At 71.8% G+C, this 23,088-nt stretch carries 22 protein-coding genes and 1 tRNA gene; 11 read left to right on the top strand and 12 right to left on the bottom strand.

Features of this window, described 5'->3' with window-relative positions:
- Window positions 1-7: 7 nt before the first annotated feature.
- Window positions 8-1,399: an MFS transporter gene (locus tag ABZ840_RS03905; protein WP_361552851.1), complete on the bottom strand. Its 1,392-nt coding sequence runs from the start codon at window positions 1,397-1,399 to the stop codon at window positions 8-10.
- 101 nt (window positions 1,400-1,500) lie between these two features.
- Between ABZ840_RS03905 and ABZ840_RS03900 the strand changes: the two genes are divergently transcribed.
- Together ABZ840_RS03900 and ABZ840_RS03895 are read left to right on the top strand one after the other, a co-directional pair.
- The gene (locus tag ABZ840_RS03900) at window positions 1,501-2,421 is read left to right on the top strand and encodes a LysR family transcriptional regulator (RefSeq protein WP_361552848.1); all 921 of its coding nucleotides are present in this window, start codon (window positions 1,501-1,503) and stop codon (window positions 2,419-2,421) included.
- Window positions 2,422-2,506: 85 nt separating this feature from the next.
- Window positions 2,507-3,151: a TlpA disulfide reductase family protein gene (locus ABZ840_RS03895; protein ID WP_361552845.1), complete on the top strand. Its 645-nt coding sequence runs from the start codon at window positions 2,507-2,509 to the stop codon at window positions 3,149-3,151.
- Window positions 3,152-3,481: 330 nt separating this feature from the next.
- On the opposite strand, the gene ABZ840_RS03890 is transcribed toward ABZ840_RS03895, so the two are convergent.
- The 3 genes from ABZ840_RS03890 to ABZ840_RS03880 all read right to left on the bottom strand — a co-directional run bounded on the left by ABZ840_RS03890 (window position 3,482) and on the right by ABZ840_RS03880 (window position 5,471).
- Window positions 3,482-3,555: transfer RNA gene (locus ABZ840_RS03890), tRNA-Pro, on the bottom strand.
- Window positions 3,556-3,567: 12 nt separating this feature from the next.
- Window positions 3,568-4,353, bottom strand: coding sequence for a Pr6Pr family membrane protein (locus tag ABZ840_RS03885; protein ID WP_361552842.1), 786 nt, complete (start codon window positions 4,351-4,353; stop codon window positions 3,568-3,570).
- 191 nt (window positions 4,354-4,544) lie between these two features.
- On the bottom strand, window positions 4,545-5,471 hold the full coding sequence (locus ABZ840_RS03880; RefSeq protein WP_361552839.1) for a metallophosphoesterase: 927 nt from the start codon (window positions 5,469-5,471) through the stop codon (window positions 4,545-4,547).
- 268 nt (window positions 5,472-5,739) lie between these two features.
- Here ABZ840_RS03880 and ABZ840_RS03875 point away from each other — a divergent pair, with 268 nt between their 5' ends.
- Complete coding sequence (locus ABZ840_RS03875; protein ID WP_361552836.1) at window positions 5,740-6,204, top strand: GatB/YqeY domain-containing protein; 465 nt, start codon at window positions 5,740-5,742, stop codon at window positions 6,202-6,204.
- A gap of 92 nt (window positions 6,205-6,296) precedes the next feature.
- Here ABZ840_RS03875 and ABZ840_RS03870 read toward each other — a convergent pair whose 3' ends face one another.
- Window positions 6,297-8,516: a transglycosylase domain-containing protein gene (locus tag ABZ840_RS03870; protein WP_361552833.1), complete on the bottom strand. Its 2,220-nt coding sequence runs from the start codon at window positions 8,514-8,516 to the stop codon at window positions 6,297-6,299.
- 599 nt (window positions 8,517-9,115) lie between these two features.
- Here ABZ840_RS03870 and ABZ840_RS03865 point away from each other — a divergent pair.
- Complete coding sequence (locus tag ABZ840_RS03865) at window positions 9,116-9,457, top strand: WhiB family transcriptional regulator (RefSeq protein WP_361552830.1); 342 nt, start codon at window positions 9,116-9,118, stop codon at window positions 9,455-9,457.
- 627 nt (window positions 9,458-10,084) lie between these two features.
- Here the strand turns inward: ABZ840_RS03865 and ABZ840_RS03860 are convergent.
- Together ABZ840_RS03860 and ABZ840_RS03855 are read right to left on the bottom strand one after the other, a co-directional pair.
- Window positions 10,085-11,473: an ArsA family ATPase gene (locus ABZ840_RS03860; RefSeq protein WP_361552827.1), complete on the bottom strand. Its 1,389-nt coding sequence runs from the start codon at window positions 11,471-11,473 to the stop codon at window positions 10,085-10,087.
- A complete protein-coding gene (locus ABZ840_RS03855; protein WP_361552824.1) occupies window positions 11,470-12,447 on the bottom strand; it encodes an ArsA-related P-loop ATPase in 978 nt (325 codons plus the stop codon). Before ABZ840_RS03855 ends, ABZ840_RS03860 begins: the two co-directional genes overlap by 4 nt.
- 160 nt (window positions 12,448-12,607) lie before the next feature.
- Between ABZ840_RS03855 and ABZ840_RS03850 the strand changes: the two genes are divergently transcribed.
- From ABZ840_RS03850 to ABZ840_RS03835, 4 genes are all read left to right on the top strand, one after another.
- A complete protein-coding gene (locus ABZ840_RS03850; protein ID WP_003975360.1) occupies window positions 12,608-12,769 on the top strand; it encodes a DUF4177 domain-containing protein in 162 nt (53 codons plus the stop codon).
- Window positions 12,766-13,230: a RidA family protein gene (locus ABZ840_RS03845; RefSeq protein ID WP_361552821.1), complete on the top strand. Its 465-nt coding sequence runs from the start codon at window positions 12,766-12,768 to the stop codon at window positions 13,228-13,230. Before ABZ840_RS03850 ends, ABZ840_RS03845 begins: the two co-directional genes overlap by 4 nt.
- 303 nt (window positions 13,231-13,533) lie before the next feature.
- The gene (locus ABZ840_RS03840) at window positions 13,534-14,451 is read left to right on the top strand and encodes an NUDIX hydrolase (RefSeq protein WP_361552818.1); all 918 of its coding nucleotides are present in this window, start codon (window positions 13,534-13,536) and stop codon (window positions 14,449-14,451) included.
- Entirely contained in the window at window positions 14,448-15,278 is an 831-nt protein-coding gene (locus ABZ840_RS03835; RefSeq protein WP_361552815.1) for an MBL fold metallo-hydrolase, read from the top strand. The genes ABZ840_RS03840 and ABZ840_RS03835 overlap by 4 nt, the downstream gene beginning before the upstream one ends.
- Before the next feature lie 112 nt (window positions 15,279-15,390).
- Here ABZ840_RS03835 and ABZ840_RS03830 read toward each other — a convergent pair whose 3' ends face one another.
- Window positions 15,391-16,065 carry a Crp/Fnr family transcriptional regulator gene (locus ABZ840_RS03830; RefSeq protein WP_030260115.1) on the bottom strand — a complete coding sequence of 225 codons (675 nt, stop codon included), beginning with the start codon at window positions 16,063-16,065 and terminating at the stop codon, window positions 15,391-15,393.
- A 476-nt stretch (window positions 16,066-16,541) separates the two neighbouring features.
- On the opposite strand from ABZ840_RS03830, the gene nth reads away from it, so the two are divergent.
- From nth to ABZ840_RS03815, 3 genes are all read left to right on the top strand, one after another.
- Window positions 16,542-17,630 carry an endonuclease III gene (nth, locus tag ABZ840_RS03825; protein ID WP_361552812.1) on the top strand — a complete coding sequence of 363 codons (1,089 nt, stop codon included), beginning with the start codon at window positions 16,542-16,544 and terminating at the stop codon, window positions 17,628-17,630.
- Between the two features lie 62 nt (window positions 17,631-17,692).
- A complete protein-coding gene (locus ABZ840_RS03820) occupies window positions 17,693-18,472 on the top strand; it encodes a CoA pyrophosphatase (protein ID WP_361552810.1) in 780 nt (259 codons plus the stop codon).
- A 13-nt stretch (window positions 18,473-18,485) separates the two neighbouring features.
- Window positions 18,486-19,685: a MarP family serine protease gene (locus ABZ840_RS03815; protein WP_361552807.1), complete on the top strand. Its 1,200-nt coding sequence runs from the start codon at window positions 18,486-18,488 to the stop codon at window positions 19,683-19,685.
- Window positions 19,686-19,802: 117 nt separating this feature from the next.
- Here the strand turns inward: ABZ840_RS03815 and ABZ840_RS03810 are convergent, their stop codons facing one another.
- The 4 genes from ABZ840_RS03810 to nhaA form a co-directional block, all read right to left on the bottom strand.
- Complete coding sequence (locus tag ABZ840_RS03810; RefSeq protein ID WP_110944252.1) at window positions 19,803-20,000, bottom strand: hypothetical protein; 198 nt, start codon at window positions 19,998-20,000, stop codon at window positions 19,803-19,805.
- A 161-nt stretch (window positions 20,001-20,161) separates the two neighbouring features.
- Entirely contained in the window at window positions 20,162-21,115 is a 954-nt protein-coding gene (locus ABZ840_RS03805) for an alpha/beta hydrolase (protein WP_361552804.1), read from the bottom strand.
- Complete coding sequence (locus ABZ840_RS03800) at window positions 21,112-21,582, bottom strand: phage holin family protein (protein WP_361552801.1); 471 nt, start codon at window positions 21,580-21,582, stop codon at window positions 21,112-21,114. The genes ABZ840_RS03805 and ABZ840_RS03800 overlap by 4 nt, the downstream gene beginning before the upstream one ends.
- Before the next feature lie 42 nt (window positions 21,583-21,624).
- The gene (nhaA, locus tag ABZ840_RS03795) at window positions 21,625-23,022 is read right to left on the bottom strand and encodes a Na+/H+ antiporter NhaA (protein ID WP_361552798.1); all 1,398 of its coding nucleotides are present in this window, start codon (window positions 23,020-23,022) and stop codon (window positions 21,625-21,627) included.
- Window positions 23,023-23,088 lie beyond the last annotated feature (66 nt).

The raw sequence follows: 23,088 nt of genomic DNA, 5'->3' as shown, positions 1-23,088 counted from the left end.
GACCCGGCTACCGCGCCGGGACCCGGGAGCCGTTCGCGCGATTGAGGAAGGCGAGCAGGGCGCAGCACAGCACCGCCAGTGCCGCCGCCGCGGCCAGCAGCCGGGTCATCGGGACGGCGGCGCCCAGCGCGCTGAGCAGCAGGGGAGCGAACATCCCCAGGTAGGCGAGGCTCCAGAAGTACGACGTGAGGCGGGCGAGCGCGGCCGGGGTCGCGAGGGCCGCGGTGGTGGCGAGGCCGTAGGTGAGGGCGAGCCCGTATCCGGCGCCCAGCACCGCCCCGGCGAGCAGTGCGAGCACCGGCTGCCGGTACGCGACGGCCGGTACGGCGAGCGCGAAGCCCGCGGCCATCACCAGCAGGCCGACGGCCCCGGTGAGCAGCCGGCTGCGACCGCTCAGCCGCCGGGCCAGCGGCTGCACCGCCACCCCCGAGCCGGGCACGACCGCGGTCGCCACCCCCGCGTACACCACCTGCCAGCCGGTGAGACCGCCGTCCACCAGCCCCGGCAGGGTGGCGAACCCGACCGTCGGCGCGGCGAAGACCCAGGGGGCCAGGGGCAGCACGGCACGCCGGAATCCGGCGGTACGGGCGGTGGCGCGGGATCCGGCGGTACGAGCGGTGGCGCAGGGATCTTCGGTTCGACTGGTGGCGCGGGGTCCGGCGGTACGGTCAGCGGCGCGGGGATCGCCGGTACGGCCGGTGGCGGCGCGTCCGCCGACGGGCCGGTGCTCAGGGATACGGGTAGCCGCGGCGGCGCCGCGCGCGCCGGTGGGCCGGGTCTCCGGGCCGCCCAGGGCGAGGCAGCCGGCGAGCAGCGCCAGTGCCACGTGGGGCAGGTACGCCAGGACCATCGGCCAGGGCGCCCACTGCGCGATCAGCGAGGCCGACAGCCCGCCCGAGGCGAAGCCGAGCGAGACGAAGATCCCCGAGCGCCGAGCGGCCACCGTCTCCGTACCCGTGGGCGCGTACGGCGGCGAGGAGAGCTCCTTCACCCACGCGCCACCGGCCGCCAGCAGCGCACCGGCGCTGATCCCGGTGAGCAGCCGGCCGGGCGCCAGCCAGAACGTCGTACCGGCGCCGAGCATCAGCAGCAGCGTGGCGGCCAGATTGAGGGCCAGCGCGGTGAACGCCACGGGGCGCCGGCCGTAGCGGTCGGCGAGCGGCGCTGCGGCGAGCAGCCCGGGTATCAGCCCCACCGCGTACACCGCGAGCAGCGCGTTCACCGCGGCGTCCGGGAGTCCGGCGGCGCGGTAGGCGCCGAGCAGCGCGGCGAACTGGTTGGCGCTCCAGCCGGAGGCGGTCATCATCAGCGCTGTCCGCAGGCCGTACCGGCGCGGGGCGGGCGGTGTGCGGGGCGTGGGGGAGGGACGGGTCGGCAGCAGTCCGGCGGTGTCGGTCACCAACCCGTTGTACGGGCCACAGGCCCCTCCCCGCCGCCCGCATTCACGATTCGTTAACGGACATACGCGCAGATAGCGGCTGCGTCGTACGCTGGACAACCATGGACCTCCGGCTGCTCCCGTCATTCCTGGCCGTGGTCGAAGAACAGCACTTCGGCCGTGCGGCGGCCCGCCTCTTCCTCACCCCGCCGGCGGTCACCCAGCACATCCGCCGGCTGGAGAGCGAGCTCGGTACCCCGTTGCTGCACCGGAACCCGGTACGGCCGACCGCCGCCGGGGCACGCCTCGCCGAGCACGCCCGCGCCCTCCTGGCCGCGGCGGACGCGGCGGTCGAGGACGTGCACGAGGTGGTGCGCCGGGACCGGGAGCGGACCACGCGCCCGCTGCGCATCGGGATCATGGGCCACGGCTCGGCGGAGATCACCCCGGCCGCGGTGAACGCCTACCGCAGGGCGCGCCCCGAGACGCCCGTCGAAGTGATCCAGCTCAACTTCACCGAACACGTCACCGCGCTGGTCGAGGGCCGGGTGGACCTGGCCTTCATCCGGCCGATGCCCGACGACGACCGGCTGGTCGGCGACGTGCTCCTCACCGAGCAGCGCATCGTGGTCGTCCCCGAGTCCGACCGGCTCGCCGATGCCCGTACCGAGGGCGTGCACGTCGCCGACCTCGCCGACCTGCCGATCTTCCGGGTGCCGGACCACACGCCGTCGATATTCAAGGACTACCTCTACTTCCACAACGAGGCCGCCCGCCGCGGCCGCAGCGTCGCCCTCTTCCCGCAGGAGGTGCTCACCGGCGTCCTCACCGGCCACGGCGCCGGCTCCGGCCTCCGCTCCTTCGCCCGCTACTACAACTGGCCCGGCGCGGTCTTCGTCCCGGTCCTGGACGCCCCCCTGGAGTCCAGCCACCTGGCGGCACGCGCCGGCGACACCGACCCCGAGGTCGCCATATTCCGCGCCCTGGCCACCACCCTCGCCCGCGAACTCGCCCCGCGCATCAACGCCATGCCCCTGCCCTGACCCGGCAACGGGCCACGCGGGGGGGAAGAGAACGAGTACGAGTACCGACCGGAGCAGCGCCCAAGTCCCGTGCGAAACTCCCAAGATGACCTTCAGGAGCCGCCCCGGTACCGGTACCGGGACCCGCCCGGCCGCCCGCAGAACTGCGGCACTCCTCGCCGTACTGCTGTCCGCCTGCGCCGCCGCATCGGTCCTCAGCGGCTGCACGGACGAGGACTCGGACTCCGCCGGGAACGCCCGTCCCGGATTCGTCAGCGGCAAGAACGGCTTCGACACGGTCCCCGTCTCCGACCGCGAGCCGGCCCCCGACATCAGAGGCCGGACAACACACGGCAAGAAGCTCGACATTGACGACTACAAAGGCAAGGTCGTCGTGCTCAACATCTGGGGCTCCTGGTGCGGGCCGTGCGATGCCGAGGCGCCCGACTTCGCCAAGGTCGCCGGGGAGAGCCGGGCCAAGGGCGTGCGGTTCGTCGGCATCAACACCCGCGACAGCAACACCGCACAGGCCCGCACCTTCGAAGAGCAGCACAAGATGCCGTACCCCAGCCTGTTCGACCCGGCCGGCAAGCTCCTGCTGCGCTTCCCCAAGGGCAGCATCAACCCGCAGTTCATCCCGTCCACCGTCGTCATCGACCGCCAGGGCCGCCTCGCCGCCCGCGCCATCGGCCCGGTCGGCGCGGAGCAACTACGCAAGATGCTCAAGCCCCTGACCACAGAGAGCCTTTGACCCCGCAGACAGCCTCCGATCTCGCAGATGATGCGAGGCCAGGGAATGCTCAGTCGCGCAACCAGCGGGCGACGACCGTTGCCCCCGGGGCCTCCGCGGCCCGCCCGGCGCTCGGCACTCGATGCGGGCCGCGATGTGTCCTACCTCACGCATGTCCACACTGGATGATCTCTGCGGAAGCGCCTGACGGGGCGTCGGCAGCGGATCGCCGGGAGACGGATTCGAAGATGTCGAAGATCTTCTCCCAGGCGTCTCCCAATAGGACCCCAGAAACCACTCAGCCCTGGTCTTCCTTACCGGAAGACCAGGGCTGACCTGGTGTTTCTTCAGTCGGGGTGGCGGGATTTGAACCCACGACCTCTTCGTCCCGAACGAAGCGCGCTGCCAAGCTGCGCTACACCCCGAAGCAACGAGCTCTACTTTAGCGGACCGATCCGCGAACGTGAAATCCGGTATCCGGGGCGCGGGGGAGCGGGCCTGAACTGGTCGATTGCGAGGAGAGCCAGGGCGAGGGCGAAGAACGCCAGACCGTAGAGGAGGGCGTTGACCAGGACACCCGCGTACCCGTGGATCTCGACGTCCAGGAAGGGGTACGGGTAGCGGCCGGCCGTGCCGGGAGTGATCAGGGCGCCGCGGACCAGGGCGAAGGCCAGGTAGAGGAGCGGGTACGCCAGCCACTGCCAGGTGTGGCGCAGCCGGAAGTGGCGCGGGGTGGTCAGGAAGAGCCAGTCCAGCACGGCGGCCAGGGGCGTCACGGTGTGCAGGAGGTGGTTGGCGACCGTGCCGGTGGTGCCGCGCGCCGCGGCGCCGGTCATGGCGAAGTGGGTCGCGTCGCCGGCCAGGACGAGGTGGTACACGAGGCCGGTGATCACCATGTAGAGCACCACGGCGCCGGTGATCCGGGGCGAGACGGGTCGGCGGCCGGTGGCGGTCCGGTAGGCCGACCACGCGGCGCAGACGGCCAGCACCGCGTTGCTCTGGATCGTGAAATAGGACGCCAGTCGGGGCAGGTCCGTGGAGAGGGAGATCTCCAGGGCGATGCCGGTGGCGGCGGCCGCGGCGATCAGCAGCCGGAGGACGGCGGCGAGCGGGCGGGGGCCGTGCGGCGCTACCGCCGAGGACGGGGTGAGCGCCGAGGCGCCGGCCGGGCCGGTCGCGTAGTGCGAGGAACGGGTGGGGTCGGACCGGGTCGGGTCGATCATCCCTCCACGCTAGACGGGATGCGTGGGGATCGGGGGCGGATCGGGGCGGCACTGGGCTTGAAGCGGAATCTGAGGTTTCCGAGAAGGCAGAGGTCGAGGGGGAGCCCGGAGCGGATGCCGGGGAACCCGGGGCCTGCGCGCGCCGGTGAGTGGCGCGCGCAGACCCCGGATTCGGAACCGGTCGGCGGCCGCTAGGCGCGTTCCGTCAGGGTCAGCAGGGTTGCCTCGGGCGGGCAGGCGAAGCGGACGGGGGTGTAGCGGTTGGTGCCGCAGCCCGCGGAGACGTGCAGATACGAGGTGTGCTCGCCGGCGGTGTGGGTGGAGAGGCCCTTCACGCGGCCGGTGTCCAGGTCGCAGTTGGTGACCAGGGCGCCGTAGAAGGGGATGCACAGCTGGCCGCCGTGGGTGTGCCCGGCGAGGATCAGCGGGTAGCCGTCGGCGGTGAAGGCGTCCAGCGAGCGCAGGTACGGGGCGTGCACGACGGCGAGCGAGAGATCGGCGCCGTCCTCGGGGCCGCCGGCCACCTCGGCGTACCGGTCGCGCTTGATGTGCGGGTCGTCCAGACCGGTCAGCGCGATCTCGAAACCGTCGAGCTTCAGCCGGCCGCGGGTGTTGGAGAGGCCGACCCAGCCCGCCGTGTCGAAGGCGTCCCGCAGCTCTTCCCACGGGTTGTGGATGGCGCCGACGACGGGCGCGTTGCCGTTGAGGCCGTGCCGGCCCTGGACCTTCTCGATCAGGTAGCGGGCGGGATTGCGCAGCTTCGGCCCGTAGTAGTCGTTCGAGCCGAACACGTACGTACCGGGGAACTCCATCAGCGGGCCCAGCGCGTCCAGCACCTCCGGCACCCCTTCGGGGTCGGAGAGGTTGTCACCGGTGTTGACGACGAAGTCGGGGCGGAGGCCGGCCAGGGACTGCAGCCAGCGCCGCTTCTTGTGCTGCCCGCTGACCATGTGGATGTCCGACACCTGCAGCACCCGCAACGGCCGCATGCCGCGCGGCAGTACGGGGATCGTCACCCGGCGGAGCCGGAAGGACCGGGCCTCGATGCCGGCGGCGTAGGCGATGCCGGCCGCGCCGACCGCCGTGAGGGAAAGGGGTACTCCGTATCGCGCGCGCATGGCCCCATCGTGGCAGAGAGCGGGGCGCGGAGGCATCACGGGGAGGGATGATCATGCTGTCGTACGGGTGTCGCGCCGAGCGCGGGCCGGGTACGCATCGGGCGCGGGCCGGGTACGCGTCTGCCGTCGGACGGGTACGTATCGGGCGTCGAACGGGTACGCGCCGGGCGTTCGCCGGGTTCCGGCGGCCGGGCTCACGGGGGCCGGGGAAGCCGTTCCGGCCCGATAACTCCGCGCGGTAGCGGGCGGGCCCTGGCAAACTTGGGTCATGACCACGCTCAAGACGAAGCTGCAGGACGACCTCACCGCAGCGATCAAGGCGCGCGACGAGCTGCGCTCCTCCACCCTCCGCCTCACGATCACCGCGATCCAGAAGGAGGAGGTCGCGGGGACCGAGGCCCGCGAACTGTCGGACGGCGAGGTCGAGAAGATCATCGCGCGCGAGGCGAAGAAGCGACGCGAGGCCGCCGAGGCGTTCGACAAGGGCGGCCGGGCCGAGCAGGCCGCGCGGGAGAAGGCCGAGGGCGAGGTGCTCGCCGACTACCTCCCCAAGCAGCTCACCGACGCGGAGCTGGAGAACATCGTCGCCGAGGCGGTGGCGGAGGCCGTCGGCAGCGGCGCCGAGGGCCCGAGGGCCATGGGCGCGGTCATGAAGATCGTGAACCCGAAGGTCGCGGGCCGCGCAGAGGGCGGCCGGGTGGCCGCCACGGTGAAGAAGCTGCTGGCGGGCTGATTCCGCGTACTGACGCACTGACGCGTGAAGGGGCGCCTCCCTGAGGGGAGGCGCCCCTTTCGCCATGCTTCACGCGGTCCGGCGCGCCGCGCTCACCCGTTGTGCCCCCGGCCGTTCCCGCCGCCCGGCCAGTTCCAGCCGCCGTCGCCGCCCCCTATGACGTCGGGCAGGTCCGGCAGGTCGGGGAGGTCGACGCCGCCTCCGCCGGGCTTGTTGTCGTCCGTGCGGGCCGGCGGCTTGGCGCGGTTCTTCTTCTTGCTCTTCGGGTCGCGGATCGGCACCGTGTGGAAGCCCGGCGCGGGCTTGCCCGCGAGCGCCCCGGCCATCGCGTCCCGCCAGATCGGGCCCGGTACCTCGCCACCGAAGACCTTGTCGTGCGGGTGGCCGCCGATGGTGATGTCGACCATCCGCCGCTTGTGCTCGGGGTCGCCGACCCACACCGCGCCCGCCATGTTCGGGGTGTAGCCCACGAACCAGGCGGCGTAACGGCCGTCCGTCGTACCGGTCTTGCCCGCGCTCGGCCGGCTGTTGAGCCCGGCCTCCTTGCCGGTGCCGTCCTCGACGACGCCCTGCAGGAGGGTGTTTATGGTGTCGGCCGTCTTCTCCGACATGGCCCGGCGGCAGCTGGTCTGCGGGACCTTCATCGCCTTGCCGTTCGGGCCGGTGATCGACTCGATGGCGACCGGCGGGCAGTACTCGCCGCGGTTGGCGAACGCGGCGTACCCCGCGGCCATGGTCAGCGGCGACATCTCCTGGGTGCCCAGGGTGATCGACGGGACCTGGTCGATGTCCTTGCCGTCGGCGCGCTTGATGCCCATCTTGTCGGCCATCTTCGTGACCGGGCAGATGCCGACGTCGCTGATCAGCGACACGAAGTAGGTGTTGACCGACTTCGCGGTCGCCTCCTTCATGCCGTACGGGCCCTTCTCGCTGCGGTTCTCGTTCTCCACCGGAGCGCTGCCGTTCCACATGCCCTTGCAGGTGGAGACCGGGCTCGGGTACTGCATGCGGTACGGGGAGGGGTAGACCTTGTTCGGGCTGACGCCCTGCTCCAGCGCGGCCGCCGCGATCACCGGCTTGAAGGTCGAGCCGGGCTGGTAACCGGCGCCGCCGCCCATGTCGCCGTCCACCGACAGGTTCATCTGGGTCTGGTGCGCCTTGAAGCCGTACGGCCGGGACTGGCCCATGCCGCGGATCTTGCCGCTGCCCGGCTCGACCAGCGCCGCCGCGGTGGCGACCGGGTCCGAGTCGTACACGTGATCGCTCACCGACTTCTGCACGGCCTTCTGGGCCTGCGGGTCCAGCGTCGTACGGATCGTCATGCCGCCGCGCTGCCAGCGGGCCAGCCGGGCCTTGGCCGTCTTGCCGAAGACCGGGTCGTTCAGGAACGCCTCGCGGACGTAGTCGCAGAAGAAGCCGGCCCCGTCGACGGCGGTGATGCAGCCGTTGCGCGGGGTGCTGACGTGCAGCTCGATCGGCTTCTTCGCGGCCGCGGCGGCCTGCGCCCGGGTGATGTCGTGGACGTCGGCCATCCGCTGGAGCACGGTGTTGCGCCGCTTGGTGGCCTCTTCGGGGTCGTTGACCGGGTCGTACCGGCTCGGCGACTGGACGATGCCGGCCAGCAGCGCGGACTCGGCGAGGTCGAGGTCCTTGGCGGGCTTGCTGAAGTAGCGCTGGGCCGCGGCCTCGACGCCGTACGCCTGCTGTCCGAAGAAGGTGATGTTCAGGTAGTTCTGCAGGATCTTCTTCTTGCCCAGCTCCTTCTCGACCTGGATCGCGTACTTCAGTTCGCGGACCTTGCGGCCGATGGTCTGCTGGGTGGCCTCCGCGACCTTGTCCTGGTCGTTGCCCGCCTCCTCGACGAAGACGTTCTTCACGTACTGCTGCGTCAGCGTCGAGGCGCCCTGGGAGACCCCGCCGGACTGCGCGTTCTTGTTGACCGCGCGCAGGATGCCCTTCATGTCGACCGCGCCGTGCTGATAGAAGCGCGAGTCCTCGATGGCGACGATCGCCTTCTGCATGTACGGGGAGACGTCCTTCAGGTCCACCACCGTGCGGTTGCGGAAGTAGACCTTGGCGATCTCGCCGCCGTTGGCGTCCAGGATCGTCGTCCGCTGACTCAGCGGTGGCGTCTTCATATTGGACGGGATGTCGTCGAACCCCTCGACCGTCCCCTTGGCGGCGAGGCCCAGCGCGCCGGCGGCGGGGAGTGCCAGGCCCGCCAGTACGGCTCCGGCCAGGACGCTCACGCCGAGGAACTTCGCGGCCTGCTGGGTTGCGGTGAGGCCGCCACCGTCGCGCTTCTTACCCATGAAAGCACCCTAATCCGTTGGCAAGGACGTTCCGAGGCAGCGGGTGCCTCCCGGGATGTTCGAGTACCGGATCGTGACATCGGGGGCGTCCGGGTGGGCTATGCCATAAGGAGTAACGGTGGGCCGTCCCGGGCCGAGGAGGAACTGTTCGACGGTGAGGGGGGACGGCTTCATCGTGCGGGCAGTTCGTCGTGGTGCCCCGGCAACGTGAGGCGCGTAGGTTCTCAATCACCGGACAGGGGCGCATCTGTTCGCATACTCTGTTCACGCCTGTCACTCGAACGTGGTTCCGCACCAGCACATCGCCGCTTTCCGCCGCGAGGCCGGTGACCGGATTGCCCGTACGCGTCGTCCGCGCTCGTTCGTGGCTCGTGTGAAACACCCTGAACTGTCCTGGCCTGCCAGAAAAGCGACGTATGCCCTGCGCTCACTCCGTTGGGTGATCTGCCGCATACGCATAGTCCGTTCGGACCATTCAAGATTGGGCCCGAAGGGGGTGTTGCGCCCTGCCTGCCTTCCGTAACGTCCTCAACTGGCAACGGTGAATATGCCGCTTGCCGCCGTGGGGGAGCCTCGATTCGGGAGAGGACGGCGCCAGCATGAGCTGGGTAACCGACTGGAGTGCACAGGCAGCCTGCCGCACGACCGATCCGGATGAGCTGTTCGTTCAAGGGGCAGCCCAGAACCGCGCCAAGGCGGTCTGCACCGGATGCCCCGTGCGAACCGAGTGCCTTGCCGATGCCTTGGACAACCGCGTCGAATTCGGCGTATGGGGCGGGATGACGGAGCGGGAGCGGAGGGCGTTGCTGCGCCGCCGCCCGACCGTCACCTCGTGGCGTCGGCTGCTGGAGACGGCTCGTACGGAATACGAACGCAGCGCGGGAATCCTCGTGGACTGCGAAGAAGAAGTGGAGTACGACAACTTCGCCGCGGTCGGCTGAGCCGGCCGGTGGTGCCCGGCGTCGGCCGGGGAAGGAACACCCGGTGCAGGACCGGCCGGGCAGGGTGAGCGCTGACTGCGGCATGGCCGCCGGCGCTTGGGTCGGTGCGCGATCGCCGCGTGCATGAGCGCGGTGGAAGTGCGGCACGTGACGGTGGCTTCGGCCGCCGTCGTGCACCGTCCCACGGAGGTCGGCGCGGGATGCGCCGCTTTGCGCCACGCCGCCCGTGCCCGAGTCGATGCCGTGCCGGGTTGCGCTGCCGTGTCGGCTCTCGACTCTCTGCGTGCGCCTACGCGAGGTCTCCCTGCTCGTCTCCCCGTCGGCCCATCGGCATGACCTGCAGCCGTACAGCTACCGCCGTACCGCTGCCACCACCCCGCCTGGTCTCCCATGCCTCCGCGACGTTCCGCGTGGCCTTCGCGACGGTTCCGCGCGTCGGCAGGCGATCGGTCCGTGCCGACGGGTGCCCGGGATGCTCAGCCCCATGCCCGTTGGGGCCGAGGAGCGTGCCCGAGCGGGCGCACGCCCGGACAGGCACGCGCCCGAAGGGGCAGGCCCGTGTAGTCACGGACGGAGCCGGCGTACGTCAGGCCGTCCGCATCGTGCGGCGTGCAGGCAGGCGCGCTGTCAGCTCGCGCCCTCGGACGCGTCGTCGTGCGCCTCGTCCGTGTGCCCGGACGCGAGGCGGTCGGCGATCTCGCGCAGTCCCGAGACGTCATGGACGTCACCGGGCAGCGCGGCGATCTCGGCCACCGGTACTTCCGGGTGCAGCGCGGTGAAGCGGTCGCGGGTGCGCCGCTCGCGCGCCAGAACCTGCATCCGTTCGGCGTGCAGGGTCAGCAGGCCTGCGGCCAGACGGGCCGATCGGGCCTCGGGGGACTGCTTCGATTCGGGAGTTACGGAGGGGTCTTGCCGGTGCAGCGCCGGCGCAGCGGGGGAGGAAGCGTCGGCGGTACGTGATCCAGCCTTCCCGCCTCCGAGATCCACAATTCCGTCCTCGCCAAGATTTTCGGCGTCTTCCTCGTCCACCGAACCGGAGTTCCCGGCTCCGGCCAGGTCGGTCAGCGCTTCGGCCGCCGCCAGCGCCCGCTCGGCGCTCAACTGGTCGGCCCCGCTGCCGTGTACGCGGTTCAGCACCAGGCCGGCCAGCGGCATCTGCTCGGCGGCCAGCCGCTCCACGAAGTACGCCGCCTCGCGCAGCGCGTCCCGCTCCGGCGCGGCCACCACCAGGAAGGCCGTACCGGGCGCCTGGAGCAGCCGGTACGTGGCGTCGGCGCGGGTGCGGAAGCCGCCGAACATGGTGTCCATGGCGGCCACGAACGTCTGGACGTCCTTGAGCAGCTGGCCGCCCATCAGCTTGCTGAGCGTGCCGGTCATCATCGACATGCCGACGTTGAGGAACTTCATCCCGGCCCGGCCGCCGACCTTCGCGGGCGCCATCAGGACCCGGATGAACTTGCCGTCCAGGAAGGACCCCAGCCGCTTGGGCGCGTCCAGGAAGTCCAGCGCGGACCGGCTCGGCGGGGTGTCGACGATGATCAGGTCCCACTCGTCGCGGGAGCGCAGCTGGCCCAGCTTCTCCATCGCCATGTACTCCTGCGTGCCGGCGAACCCGGCCGACAGGGACTGGTAGAAGGGGTTCTCCAGGATCGCCCTGGCCCGCTCCTTGTCCGCGTGCGCCTCGACGATCTCGTCGAACGTGCGCTTCATGTCCAGCATCATCGCGTACAGCTCGCCCCGGCCTTCGGGGCCGCTGACGTCCTTGACCTGCCGCGGGACGTTGTCCAGTTCGGAAATGCCCATCGACTGCGCGAGCCGGCGGGCCGGGTCGATGGTGAGGACGACGGCCCTCCGGCCGCGCTCCGCCGCACGGACGCCGATCGCGGCCGCCGTGGTGGTCTTCCCGACGCCGCCCGCGCCGCAGCACACGATGATGCGGGTCTGCGGGTCGTCGAGCAGCGTGTCCACGTCCAGATGCGGAGCCGAAGCGTCCAAGGTCGTGTACTCCGATGTCATATCGGTCCCTGTGTCCGCAGGTCCCGGGCCAGCCGGTAGAGCCCCGCGAGGTCGACTCCCTCGGGGAGCTGTTCCAGTTCGTACGTGGGCAGCCCGAGGCCGGTGATCTCGGTGTGTTCCGCGCGCTCCAGCGCGACCCGCTCGGCGTGCTCGCGGGCCTGTTCCAGGAGCGGGTCGATGAGCCGCTCGGCGCGGCCGCCGCGGCGCGCTCCGCCGAGCCCCGCGCTGGAGAGTGCCGCGGCGATGCCCGCACGGGCGCCGTTCGCGGCCAGGTCCACCTCGTCGGGGTCGAGGACGGGCGGCCGGAGCATGTTGATGACCACGCCGCCCACCGGGAGACCGGCGGCGCGCAGTTCGGCGACGCCGTCCACGGTCTCCTGTACCGGCATCTCCTCCAGCAGCGTCACCAGATGGACGGCCGTCTCGGGCGACTTCAGTACCCGCATGACGGCCTGCGCCTGATTGTGGATCGGCCCGATCTTCGCGAGCCCCGCGACCTCGTCGTTGACGTTCAGGAAGCGGGTGATGCGGCCCGTGGGCGGCGCGTCCATGACGACCGCGTCGTACACGAAGCGCCCGTGCTTGTCCTTGCGGCGGACGGCCTCGCAGGCCTTGCCGGTCAGCAGGACGTCCCGCAGTCCCGGCGCGATGGTCGTGGCGAAGTCGATCGCGCCGAGCTTCTTCAGGGCGCGGCCGGCACCGCCGAGTTTGTAGAACATCTGGAGGTAGTCCAGCAGCGCGCGCTCGGCATCGATGGCCAGCGCGTGCACCTCGCCGCCCCCTGGGGATACAGCGATCTTGCGCTCTTCATAGGGAAGCGCCTCGGTCTCGAACACTTGGGCAATGCCCTGCCGGCCCTCGACCTCGACCAGGAGGGTGCGCCGCCCCTCGGTGGCCAGGGCGAGGGCGAGGGCGGCGGCGACCGTGGTCTTTCCGGTACCGCCCTTGCCGCTGACGACATGGAGCCTGCTCACGCCATGGAGCCTAACCAGTCCGCCTCCCGGCTACGCACGAGACGCCGGTCCTGTCGCGTATGCCTCGGTCGGCGGCGCGCCCACGGGCCCCTGGAGGCGCGTACGGGGGCGCCGAGGACGCGCGTCCTCGGCCACCCTGTACAGGCATTACGCTCGCCCCATGACGAAGTGGGAATACGCGACCGTGCCGCTGCTGGTGCACGCGACGAAGCAGATTCTGGACACCTGGGGCGAGGACGGCTGGGAGCTGGTCCAGGTCGTGCCCGGCCCGAACAACCCCGAGCAGCTGGTTGCCTACCTGAAGCGGGAGAAGCAGGCATGAGCCAGGTCGAGGACAAGATCGAGTCGCTCGGCCTGAAGCTCCCCGCTCTCGTGCCGCCGCTGGCCGCGTACCAGCCGGCCGTGCGTACCGGGAACTACGTGTACACCTCCGGTCAGCTGCCGATGGTGGACGGCTCGCTGCCGGCCACCGGCAAGGTCGGCGCCGAGGTCGGTGCCGACCAGGCCAAGGAGCTGGCCGCCGTCTGCGCGCTGAACGCGCTGGCCGCCGTGAAGTCCGTGACCGGCGACCTGGACAAGATCGTCCGGGTCGTGAAGGTCGTCGGCTTCGTGGCCTCCGCGCCGGACTTCACCGGGCAGCCCGGCGTCATCAACGGTGCGAGCGAGCTGCTCGGCGAGATCCTCGGCGACAAGGGCGTGCACGCCCGCTCCGCCGTGGGCGTGGCCGTGCTGCCGGTCGACGCGCCGGTCGAGGTCGAGATCCAGGTCGAGATCGCGGACTGAGCGTCCGGCCGGACGGCATCATCCGAGGGGCGGTACGGTCCGCGGCACGCGCTGCGCATCCGTACCGCCCTTCGCGTCTTCGGGGGCGGCGACCGCTGCCCCTGGGGCGCTCGTCCCCGCTGCCCTTCGCGTCTGCGGGCCTTTGCGGCGCTCGCGGCTGCGGGCCCTCGTGTCCGCCGTCCCTCGCGTCTTCGGACCTCGTGCTCGCCGCCCCTCGTGTGCCCCTGCGTGCGGCCTCTCCGAGGGGCGTGAGGGGGCCGGGGCCCCCTCGAACATCCGCGCGTGAGCGCATAGCATCCGGCCATGTCGACGACGACCAATGGCCAGTGGTACCCGCCCGAGTGGCCGGACCGGATCCGGGCGCTCGCCAGTGGGGAGCTGACGCCGGTCACGCCCCGTAGAGCGGCGACCGTCATGCTCCTGCGCGACTCCGGCCAGGGACCGGCCGTCCACATGCTGCGTCGACGCGCCTCCATGGCCTTCGCGGCCGGCGCTTACGCGTACCCGGGCGGCTCCGTCGACCCGCGGGACGAGCGGCCGGTCGCCTGGGCCGGGCCCTCGCGCGCAGAGTGGGCCGCCCGGCTGGGCGTCGAGGAGGCCGTGGCGCAGGCGGTGGTCTGCGCGGCGGTCCGCGAGACCTTCGAGGAGGCGGGCGTGCTGCTCGCCGGGCCGTCGGCCGGCACCGTCGTCGCCGACACCACCGGGGACGACTGGGAGGCCGACCGTGCCGCCCTGGTGGCCCGTGAGCTGTCGTTCGCCGACTTCCTGGAGCGCCGGGGCCTGGCGCTGCGGAGCGACCTGCTGGGGGCCTGGGCGCGCTGGATCACCCCCGAGTTCGAGCCGCGGCGCTACGACACGTGGTTCTTCGTGGCCGCCCTCCCCGAGGGCCAGCGCACGCGCAACGCGTCCACGGAGGCCGACCGTACGGTGTGGACCCGGCCAGCCGAGGCGGCGGCCGGCTACGACCGCGGCGAGCTGCTGATGATGCCGCCGACCATCGCCACGCTGCGCACCTTGGCGCCGTACGGCACCGCCGCCGACGCGCTCGCCGCGGCGGCCCGGCAGGACCTCACCCCCGTACTGGCGCGCGCCGAGCTCGTCGAGGGGGAGATCGTGCTCAGCTGGCCGGGCCACGAAGAGTTCACCAAACACATCCCCTCGGGCGCGGCGGCCGGCCACGACGGCACCGCGTCCGGCTCCCCCGAAGGGCCTGCCGCATGACCGACGCAGCCGCACTCCCCGGCCAGCCGCGCGGCGGTGTCCTCTCCGGCGCCGCGACCGCCCGCGCGTACTGCGTCCTGGCACCGAACCCGTCCGCGATGACCCTGGACGGCACCAACACCTGGATCGTCGCCGAGCCGGACTCCGACCGCGCCGTGGTCATCGACCCCGGGCCGCTGGACGAGAGCCACCTGAAGACGGTCCTCGACACCGTCGAGCGGGCCGGCCGGCGTGTCGCGCTCACCCTGCTCACCCACGGGCACCCCGACCACGCCGAGGGCGCCGCCCGCTTCGCCGAGCTGACCCGTACGCCGGTACGGGCCCTGGACCCCGCGCTGCGCCTCGGGGACGAGGGCCTGGCCGCAGGGGACGTGATCACGACGGGAGGCCTGGAGCTGCGCGTCGTGCCCACTCCGGGGCACACCGCCGACTCGCTCTCGTTCCACCTGCCGGCCGACGCGGCCGTGCTGACCGGGGACACGATCCTCGGGCGCGGCACGACGGTGGTGGCGCACCCGGACGGCCGGCTCGGCGACTACCTGGACTCGCTGCGGCTGCTGCGCTCCCTGACGGTCGACGACGGCGTGACCACGGTCCTGCCGGGCCACGGGCCGGTGCTGAACGACGCGCAGGGCGCCGTGGAGTTCTACCTCGCGCACCGGGCCAAGCGGCTCGCCCAGGTGGAGACGGCCGTCGAGGCGGGCCACCGTACGGCCGCCGACGTCGTCGCCCACGTGTACCGCGACGTCGACCGCTCCCTGTGGCCGGCGGCTGAGCTGTCCGTGCGGGCGCAGCTGGACTACCTGGGCGAGCACGGGCTGGTCTAGCCGAAGAACAGCCCGTCCGGCGTTCGAGGACCCGGGGGCCGGGGCGGAGCCCCCACGCGAAAGGCCCCGCACGGATGCGGGGCCTTTCGGTACGCGCGCTGACGCGCAGTGGTCAGCGCGACCGCTTCGCGAGGCGCTCGACGTCCAGGAGGATCACCGCGCGGGCCTCCAGACGCAGCCAGCCACGGCCGGCGAAGTCCGCGAGCGCCTTGTTGACCGTCTCACGGGAGGCGCCGACCAGCTGGGCCAGCTCTTCCTGGGTGAGGTCGTGGACGACGTGGATGCCTTCCTCGGACTGCACGCCGAAGCGGCGCGAGAGGTCCAGGAGGGCGCGCGCCACACGACCGGGCACGTCCGAGAAGACCAGGTCGGACATCTGGTCGTTGGTCTTGCGCAGCCGTCGGGCGACGGCGCGCAGCAGGGCCGTGGCCACCTCCGGGCGGGCGTTCAGCCAGGGCTGGAGGTCGCCATGTCCCAGACCCAGCAGCTTCACCTCGGTGAGCGCGGTGCCCGTGGCCGTGCGCGGGCCCGGGTCGAAGAGGGACAGCTCACCGATCAACTCACCCGGGCCGAGGACGGCGAGCATGTTCTCGCGGCCATCGGGGGAGGTGCGGTGCAGCTTCACCTTGCCGTCGGTGACCACGTACAGGCGGTCGCCCGGGTCCCCTTCGTGGAACAGGGCGTCACCACGGGCAAGCGTGACCTCGGTCATCGAGGCACGCAGCTCGGCAGCCTGCTCGTCATCGAGCGCCGCGAAGAGCGGTGCGCGCCGCAGAACGTCGTCCACGAGTTCTCTCCTTGTCGACATGCTCCGGGTGACGTAGGTCCCCATCATGCCGGAATGCAAAACAGTGCGATCAATCACAAGGATGCCGGACAGGTGTCCGCCGCCATAAGGCAGGGGGCCGATTGGGGGCGCGATTCCTGGCGATCGGGCCGGATGTCGGTGGGTGGCCGTAGTCTGGCCGAGTGTCCAATACGCCGGTGAGAGCACAGGACAAGGGGGCCGGACGAGTGAGCGCAGGCCGCGATTCTGCTGTGGGCGAACAGGCGGGCGCGAATGCCGCGAAGCCCTCGAAAGCGGACTCGGAGCTGGTGGGGTCCGTTACCGCCAAAAGGGCTCCTGCGGCGGAGAAGGCCGGGGTGACGGAGGTGTCGGACGCCTCCGCGCCAACCACCGCCGACCCGGATTCGGGCAGGGCACGTACCCGTAGGAAACCGGCCACCACGAGGCAGCCGGCGGCGACCGCGGAGAAGAGCACGGTGACGGCGAAGAAGAGCACGTCAGAGGCGAAGAAGGCCGAGCGGGCCGGGCAGCGGACGGCCGCGGCGGCGAAGAAGTCGGCCGCCCCCGGGAAGGCCTCCGGAAGCACCTCCGAAAAGACCGCGAACGCGAAAAAAACCACCGCGGCGGAGAAGACCGCGGCCGGGAAAAGCGCGGCGAAGAAGACCACCGCGAAGAAGACCACCGCGAAGAAGACCGCCGCAGTGAAGAAGACCGCGGCGAACAAGAGCACGGCGAAGAAGACCGCAGCGAAAAAGACCGCCGCACCCGAGACGCCCGCCGTCCGTAAGGCCGAGTCCCGCGTCGCCCTGGTCCGCCGGGCCCGCCGGATGAACCGCGAGCTCGCCGAGGTCTATCCGTACGCCCACCCCGAGCTGGACTTCCGCAACCCCTTCGAGCTGCTGGTCGCCACGGTCCTGTCGGCGCAGACCACCGACCTGCGGGTCAACCAGACCACCCCGGCCCTCTTCGCCGCGTATCCGACGCCCGAGGACATGGCCGCCGCCGACCCCGAGGCGCTGGAGGAGCTGATCCGCCCGACCGGCTTCTTCCGGGCGAAGGCGAAGTCCCTGCTCGGCCTGTCGGCCGCGCTGCGCGACCGGTTCGGCGGCGAGGTCCCCGGCCGGCTGGAGGACCTGGTCACGCTGCCCGGCGTGGGCCGCAAGACCGCCAACGTGGTGCTGGGCAACGCCTTCGGCGTCCCGGGCCTCACCGTCGACACGCACTTCGGGCGGCTGGTCCGCCGCTTCGGGTGGACCACGCAGCAGGACCCGGAGAAGGTCGAGGCGGAGATCGCCGAGATCTTCCCCAAGAGCGAGTGGACGATGCTCTCGCACCGCCTGATCTTCCACGGCCGCCGCGTCTGCCACTCCCGCAAGCCCGCCTGCGGGGCCTGCCCCGTCGCGCCGCTGTGCCCGTCGTACGGCGAGGGCGAGACCGACCCGGAGAAGGCGAAGAAGCTGCTCAAGTACGAGATGGGCGGCAAGCCGGGGCAGCGGCTGCGGCCCCCGGCCGGCTTCCCCGGCGAGCCCGCGCCGCCCCTGGCGGCCCGCGTGACGGCCGGATGACGGAGGGCGGCCCCGGAGCCGGGACGTCGTGACCATCGCAGCGAGGGCCTGAGGGGGCGCGTATGACGAGAGCACAGGAGACGGCACGAGGGGCGTACGACCAGGACGCCCACGGACGGCGGACGGACGGGCGGACGGTGTACGGACAGCAGGTGGCCGGCGCGGGGGCGGCCGCCGGGGACGTGCGCGTCACGACCGAGGGGCTGCCGGCGTGGCTGCGCCCGGTGGCCGACGCGGCGGCGACGGTCGAGCCGCACCAGCTGAGCCGCTTCCTGCCGCCCGCGACCGGCGGCCGGCAGTCCGCCGTGCTGATCCTCTTCGGCGAGGGCGCCCGCGGCCCCGAGCTGCTCCTCATGGAGCGCGCCGGGACCCTGCGCTCGCACGCGGGCCAGCCCTCCTTCCCGGGCGGCTCGCTGGACCCGGAGGACGGCGATCCGGACGGCGACGGTCCGCTGCGCGCGGCGCTGCGCGAGGCCCGGGAGGAGACCGGCCTGGACCCGGCCGGTGTGCAGCTCTTCGGTGTGCTGCCCCGGCTCTACATCCCGGTGAGCGGCTTCGTGGTGACGCCGGTGCTCGGCTGGTGGCACGAGCCCAGTCCGGTCGGCGCGGTCGACCAGGCGGAGACGGCCCGGGTGTTCACGGTTCCCGTGGCCGATCTCACGGACCCCGCCCACCGTGTGACGTCCCGCCATCCGAGTGGCCACGTCGGCCCGGCCTTCACGGTCGAAGGGGCCCTGGTCTGGGGTTTCACCGCCGGTCTCATCGATCGGATCCTGCATTACGCGGGGTGGGAAGTGCCCTGGGACCGGGACAAGCAGGTCCCGCTCGACTGGCGCTCGTGAGACGGTGGCGGGCGTGAACGTCCTGGACATCCTGCTGTTGGTCGCCGCCGTGTGGTTCGCCGTCGTCGGTTATCGCCAAGGTTTCGTCGTCGGCATCCTGTCCGTGATCGGCTTCCTCGGCGGCGGACTGATCGCGGTCTACCTGCTGCCCGTGATCTGGAACGAAGTGACCGAGGACGCCACACCGGGCTCCTTCGCCGCCATCGCGGCGGTCGCCATCGTGATCGTGTGCGCCTCCGTGGGGCAGGCGCTCACCACGCATCTGGGCAACAAGCTCCGGAGATACATCACCTGGTCACCGGCGCGCGCCCTGGACGCCACGGGCGGCGCGCTGGTGAACGTCGTGGCGATGCTGCTGGTGGCCTGGCTGATCGGTTCGGCCCTCGCGGGCACCTCCCTGCCGACGCTCGGCAAGGAGGTGCGCAACTCCAAGGTGCTGCTCGGCGTCTCCCGGGTGATTCCGGCGCAGGCCGACACCTGGTTCGCCGACTTCTCCTCCGTCCTCGCGCAGAACGGCTTCCCGCAGGTCTTCACGCCGTTCTCCAACGAGCCGATCCAGGAGGTCGAGCCGCCCGACCCGGCGCTGGCCGGCAGCCCGGTCGCGGCCCGCGCCAAGCAGAGCATCGTGAAGGTCGTCGGCACGGCCACCGGCTGCGCCAAGGTCCTCGAAGGCAGCGGCTTCGTGTTCGCCCCGCACCGCGTCATGACCAACGCGCACGTCGTGGGCGGCGTGACCGAGCCGACCGTACAGATCGGCGGCGAGGGGCAGCGGTACGACGCGAAGGTCGTGCTCTACGACTGGCGGCGCGACATCGCCGTACTGGACGTCCCCGAGCTGCAGGCGCCCGCGCTGCGCTTCACGGACCAGGACGCGCGGAGCGGCAACAGCGCCATCGTCGCGGGCTTCCCCGAGAACGGCGGCTACGACGTCCGCTCGGCCCGTGTCCGCGGCCGTATCCAGGCCAACGGCCCGGACATCTACCACCGCGACACGGTGGCCCGCGATGTGTACTCCCTGTACGCCACGGTCCGGCAGGGCAACTCCGGCGGCCCGCTGCTCACCCCGGACGGCAGGGTCTACGGCGTGGTCTTCGCCAAGTCCCTCGACGACAACAGCACGGGGTACGCCCTGACGGCCGACGAGGTCCGCACCGACATCGAGCGGGGGCGTACGGCCCGGCAACCGGTCGACAGCCAGGGCTGTGCGATGTGAGAAGGGGCCCGGGGCGGCCGCTGCCGCTTCGGGGAGCCCGTACGGGCCGTCCGGGGCATCCGCCGTCCGCCAGCCCTTCCAGCGGGCTCCTGGCGGCGTGACCCCGGCCGTCCGGGGTCAGCTCCGCGGATGGCGGAGCCGCGCGGTCATCCAGCGCGCACGGCGGCGCAGGATGCGCGGAATGCCGAGTGGATCGGCCAGCTCATGAGGTCCGCCCGCCCGGAGGTCCGGGGCGCTCCTCTCCTTGGTGCCCAGCGCAGCGGCGTTGCTGCGGCGGTTGCGTGCCACGTCACGGTAGTCGTGCGTCCAGCCCATACCCTCGTCTCTGCCCGTGCCCCGCGGTCCGTAACCGCACCGGTGTCGGTCAATTGGCGTATGCGCCAGGCAAGTGGCTGTTCGTCAGACGGGCGTTCGTATCCGTTCGGCGGGGCGTCACTTCCGTCACCGGAACCCCGCTGACGAGGGCGTCCGCGAGGTCACCGGTCCGGCTCGGAATCCTTCAGCCAGTTGATGAGCTCGGTGGTGAAGCCGACCGGATCCTCCTCGTGGGGGAAGTGCCCCAGGCCGTCGAAGAGCCGCCAGCGGTAGGGCGCCTCGACGTACTCACCGGAGCCGGCCGCGCTGCGGGTACGCATCACCGGGTCGAGCGAACCGTGGAGGTGCAGCGTCGGCACCCGCACCGGCCACTTCATCCGGCGGTTGAACTGGATCCCGTCCGGTCGCGCCATCGACCGCACCATCCAGCGGTAGGGCTCGATCGAGCAGTGCGCCGTGGACGGGATGGTCATCGCCCGCCGGTACGCCTCGACCGCCTCGTCCTCGGGCAGCCGCGGCCCGGACCAGTCCCGGATCAGCCGTCCGACCAGCGCCGCGTCGTCCGCCACCAGGGCCCGCTCGGGCAGCCACGGCCGCTGGAAGTTCCAGATGTGCGAGGAGCGGCGGCTCTGCTTGACGTCGGCGAGCATGGCCGAGCGCCAGCGCCGCGGATGCGGCATCGAGGACACCACGAGCCGCCGTACGAGCTTCGGCCGCATCACCGCGGCCGTCCAGGCCAGGTAGCCGCCCAGGTCGTGCCCGACGAGCGCGGCGTCCGGCTCGCCCAGCGAACGCACCACGCCGGTGATGTCCAGCGCGAGGTTGGCCGGGTCGTAGCCGCGGGGCGTGCGGTCGCTGCCGCCCACGCCCCGCAGATCCATCGCCACCGCCCGGAAGCCGGCCTCGGCGAGCGCGGGCAGCTGGTACCGCCAGGTCCACCAGAACTGCGGGAAGCCGTGCAGCAGCAGTACCAGCGGCCCGTCGCCCATCTCGGCGATGTGGAAACGCGCGCCATTGGCCGCGACGTCCCGGTGGGTCACCTCCTGGCCGCCGGGCAGGTCGAGCCGTACGACCGAGGCGGGCGAGGGAGCCGGCGAGGATTCGGAAGCCGTCATACGGCCGAGCGTGTCACACTCTCGACCGCCGGGTGCTCCTCCACGGCCGGGCGCGGGTGCGGCTTGACGTTCCCCAGCACGGCCGCGGTCTGCTTGGCCGACGCGACGGTCTTCTGGGGGCCCTTGCCCGCCTTGGCCTTCTTGAAGAACACCAGGGCGATCAGGCCCAGGAATCCGGCGACCAGCACGTTGGCCGCGAAGGAGAGCAGGAAGCAGACCGAGAGGTGCCAGCCGCTCCAGGCCTGGATGCCGTAGGCCAGCGCGAAGCTGAGCATCGGGAGCGAGAACAGCAGCACGATCGCCGCCGCCCCGCCGGCCAGTCCGCCGACGCCGGCCCGCTTCACGTCGTTCCGCAGCTCGGCCTTGGCCAGCGCGATCTCGTCGTGGACCAGCGCGGACACTTCGGTGGTGGCGTGGGCCACGAGCTGCCCGAGGCTGCGGTCCGCGCCGTCGTCTGCTGTGCTCATCGACTGCTCCCGTTCTCTGTCTCCCGGTGATTACCTCTCAGATCATGCCGGACCATCCTGCCCGGAGTCGGAGGCGGCGGCCACATCGGCCCGTCGTCGGTGTTCGGCCGCCTTCGCTTCGAGGAGCGCGGCCATCCGGAGGTGGTAGTCGGCGGTGCCCTCTTCGTAGATGTCCGGGATGCCGTCCCGGTCCTCGTCGCGGTTCTCTTCCTCGTACAGGCGCCGGTACTTGGCGTTGCGGATCTTCAGCAGCACGGTGGCCAGCACGGCGGCGGTCAGGGACCCGGCCAGCACGGCGGCCTTGATCTCGTCGGCGAGCGCCGGGTCCGAGGAGAACGCCAGCTCGCCGATGAGCAGGGAGACCGTGAAGCCGATGCCGGCCAGCGCCGACACGGCGAAGACGTCCGGCCACTTCAGCTCGGGGCTGAGCGAGGCCTTGGTCAGCCGGGTGGTCAGCCAGGTCCCGCCGAAGATGCCGAGCGTCTTGCCGAGGACCAGGCCGAGCACCACACCGAGCGTCTCCGGCTCGGTGAAGACGTCGTGCAGCGCGCCGCCGGAGACGGACACACCAGCCGAGAAGAGGGCGAAGAGCGGGACCGCGAGACCGGCCGACAGGGGGCGTACGAGGTGCTCGATGCGCTCGCCGGGGGAGTGCGACTCGCCCTCGCGCCGGTGGCAGCGGAGCATCAGCCCCATGGCCACGCCCGCGATGGTCGCGTGTACGCCGCTGTTGTACATCAGGCCCCAGATGACCAGCGCGAGCGGTACGTACACGTACCAGCCGCGCACCCCCTTGCGCAGCAGTACGTAGAAGACCGCCAGTCCGGCCGCCGCGCCGCCGAGCGCCCAGAAGTTGATCGTCGAGGTGAAGAAGACCGCGATGATCAGGATCGCGAACAGGTCGTCGACGACGGCCAGGGTCAGCAGGAACGCGCGGAGCGCCGAGGGCAGGGACGTACCGATGACGGCCAGTACCGCCAGCGCGAAGGCGATGTCCGTCGCGGTGGGCACCGCCCAGCCGGCCGGTGAGCCGCCGCCCGTCGTGCTGACCACGGTGTAGACGACCGCGGGCATGGCCATGCCGCACAGCGCCGCGACGACCGGCAGCGCGGCGGCCTTGGGGTCGCGCAGCTCGCCCGCGACCAGCTCGCGCTTGAGCTCGATGCCGGCCACGAAGAAGAAGACCGCCAGCAGGCCGTCGGCCGCCCAGTGCTCGACGGAGAGGTCGAGGCCGAGGGAGGCCGGGCCGAGGTGGAAGCCGCGTACCGTTTCGTAGCTGTCGCCGAGCGGGGTGTTGGCCCAGACGAGCGCGATCACCGCGGCGGCCAGCAGCAGGACGCCGCCCACGGTCTCCGTGCGGAGCAGGTCCGTGAGGTGGTTCCGCTCGGGCAGGGACAGCCGTCCGAAGAGGACGGAGCGGCGGGGAGCGGGCGAATTCACGCGGTGACCTCCGGGCGACGGCAGCTGAGCATGGCTGTGCAGTTGCCGACCAGACTTCCCGGCGCA

The organism is Streptomyces sp. NPDC047117 (assembly GCF_040643545.1).
Lineage (GTDB): Bacteria > Actinomycetota > Actinomycetes > Streptomycetales > Streptomycetaceae > Streptomyces.
This window is presented reverse-complemented; position numbering and strand designations above follow the sequence as displayed.

Coding starts and splice junctions, on each gene's coding strand:
- ABZ840_RS03860 (WP_361552827.1), bottom strand. CDS start 11,473: ATGACATCGGAGTACACGACCTTGGACGCTTCGGCTCCGCATCTGGAC.
- ABZ840_RS03900 (WP_361552848.1), top strand. CDS start 1,501: ATGGACCTCCGGCTGCTCCCGTCATTCCTGGCCGTGGTCGAAGAACAG.
- ABZ840_RS03820 (WP_361552810.1), top strand. CDS start 17,693: ATGACGAGAGCACAGGAGACGGCACGAGGGGCGTACGACCAGGACGCC.
- ABZ840_RS03885 (WP_361552842.1), bottom strand. CDS start 4,353: ATGATCGACCCGACCCGGTCCGACCCCACCCGTTCCTCGCACTACGCG.
- ABZ840_RS03880 (WP_361552839.1), bottom strand. CDS start 5,471: ATGCGCGCGCGATACGGAGTACCCCTTTCCCTCACGGCGGTCGGCGCG.
- ABZ840_RS03800 (WP_361552801.1), bottom strand. CDS start 21,582: ATGAGCACAGCAGACGACGGCGCGGACCGCAGCCTCGGGCAGCTCGTG.
- ABZ840_RS03850 (WP_003975360.1), top strand. CDS start 12,608: ATGACGAAGTGGGAATACGCGACCGTGCCGCTGCTGGTGCACGCGACG.
- ABZ840_RS03875 (WP_361552836.1), top strand. CDS start 5,740: ATGACCACGCTCAAGACGAAGCTGCAGGACGACCTCACCGCAGCGATC.
- ABZ840_RS03870 (WP_361552833.1), bottom strand. CDS start 8,516: ATGGGTAAGAAGCGCGACGGTGGCGGCCTCACCGCAACCCAGCAGGCC.
- ABZ840_RS03845 (WP_361552821.1), top strand. CDS start 12,766: ATGAGCCAGGTCGAGGACAAGATCGAGTCGCTCGGCCTGAAGCTCCCC.
- ABZ840_RS03865 (WP_361552830.1), top strand. CDS start 9,116: ATGAGCTGGGTAACCGACTGGAGTGCACAGGCAGCCTGCCGCACGACC.
- ABZ840_RS03810 (WP_110944252.1), bottom strand. CDS start 20,000: ATGGGCTGGACGCACGACTACCGTGACGTGGCACGCAACCGCCGCAGC.
- ABZ840_RS03835 (WP_361552815.1), top strand. CDS start 14,448: ATGACCGACGCAGCCGCACTCCCCGGCCAGCCGCGCGGCGGTGTCCTC.
- ABZ840_RS03895 (WP_361552845.1), top strand. CDS start 2,507: ATGACCTTCAGGAGCCGCCCCGGTACCGGTACCGGGACCCGCCCGGCC.
- ABZ840_RS03805 (WP_361552804.1), bottom strand. CDS start 21,115: ATGACGGCTTCCGAATCCTCGCCGGCTCCCTCGCCCGCCTCGGTCGTA.
- ABZ840_RS03840 (WP_361552818.1), top strand. CDS start 13,534: ATGTCGACGACGACCAATGGCCAGTGGTACCCGCCCGAGTGGCCGGAC.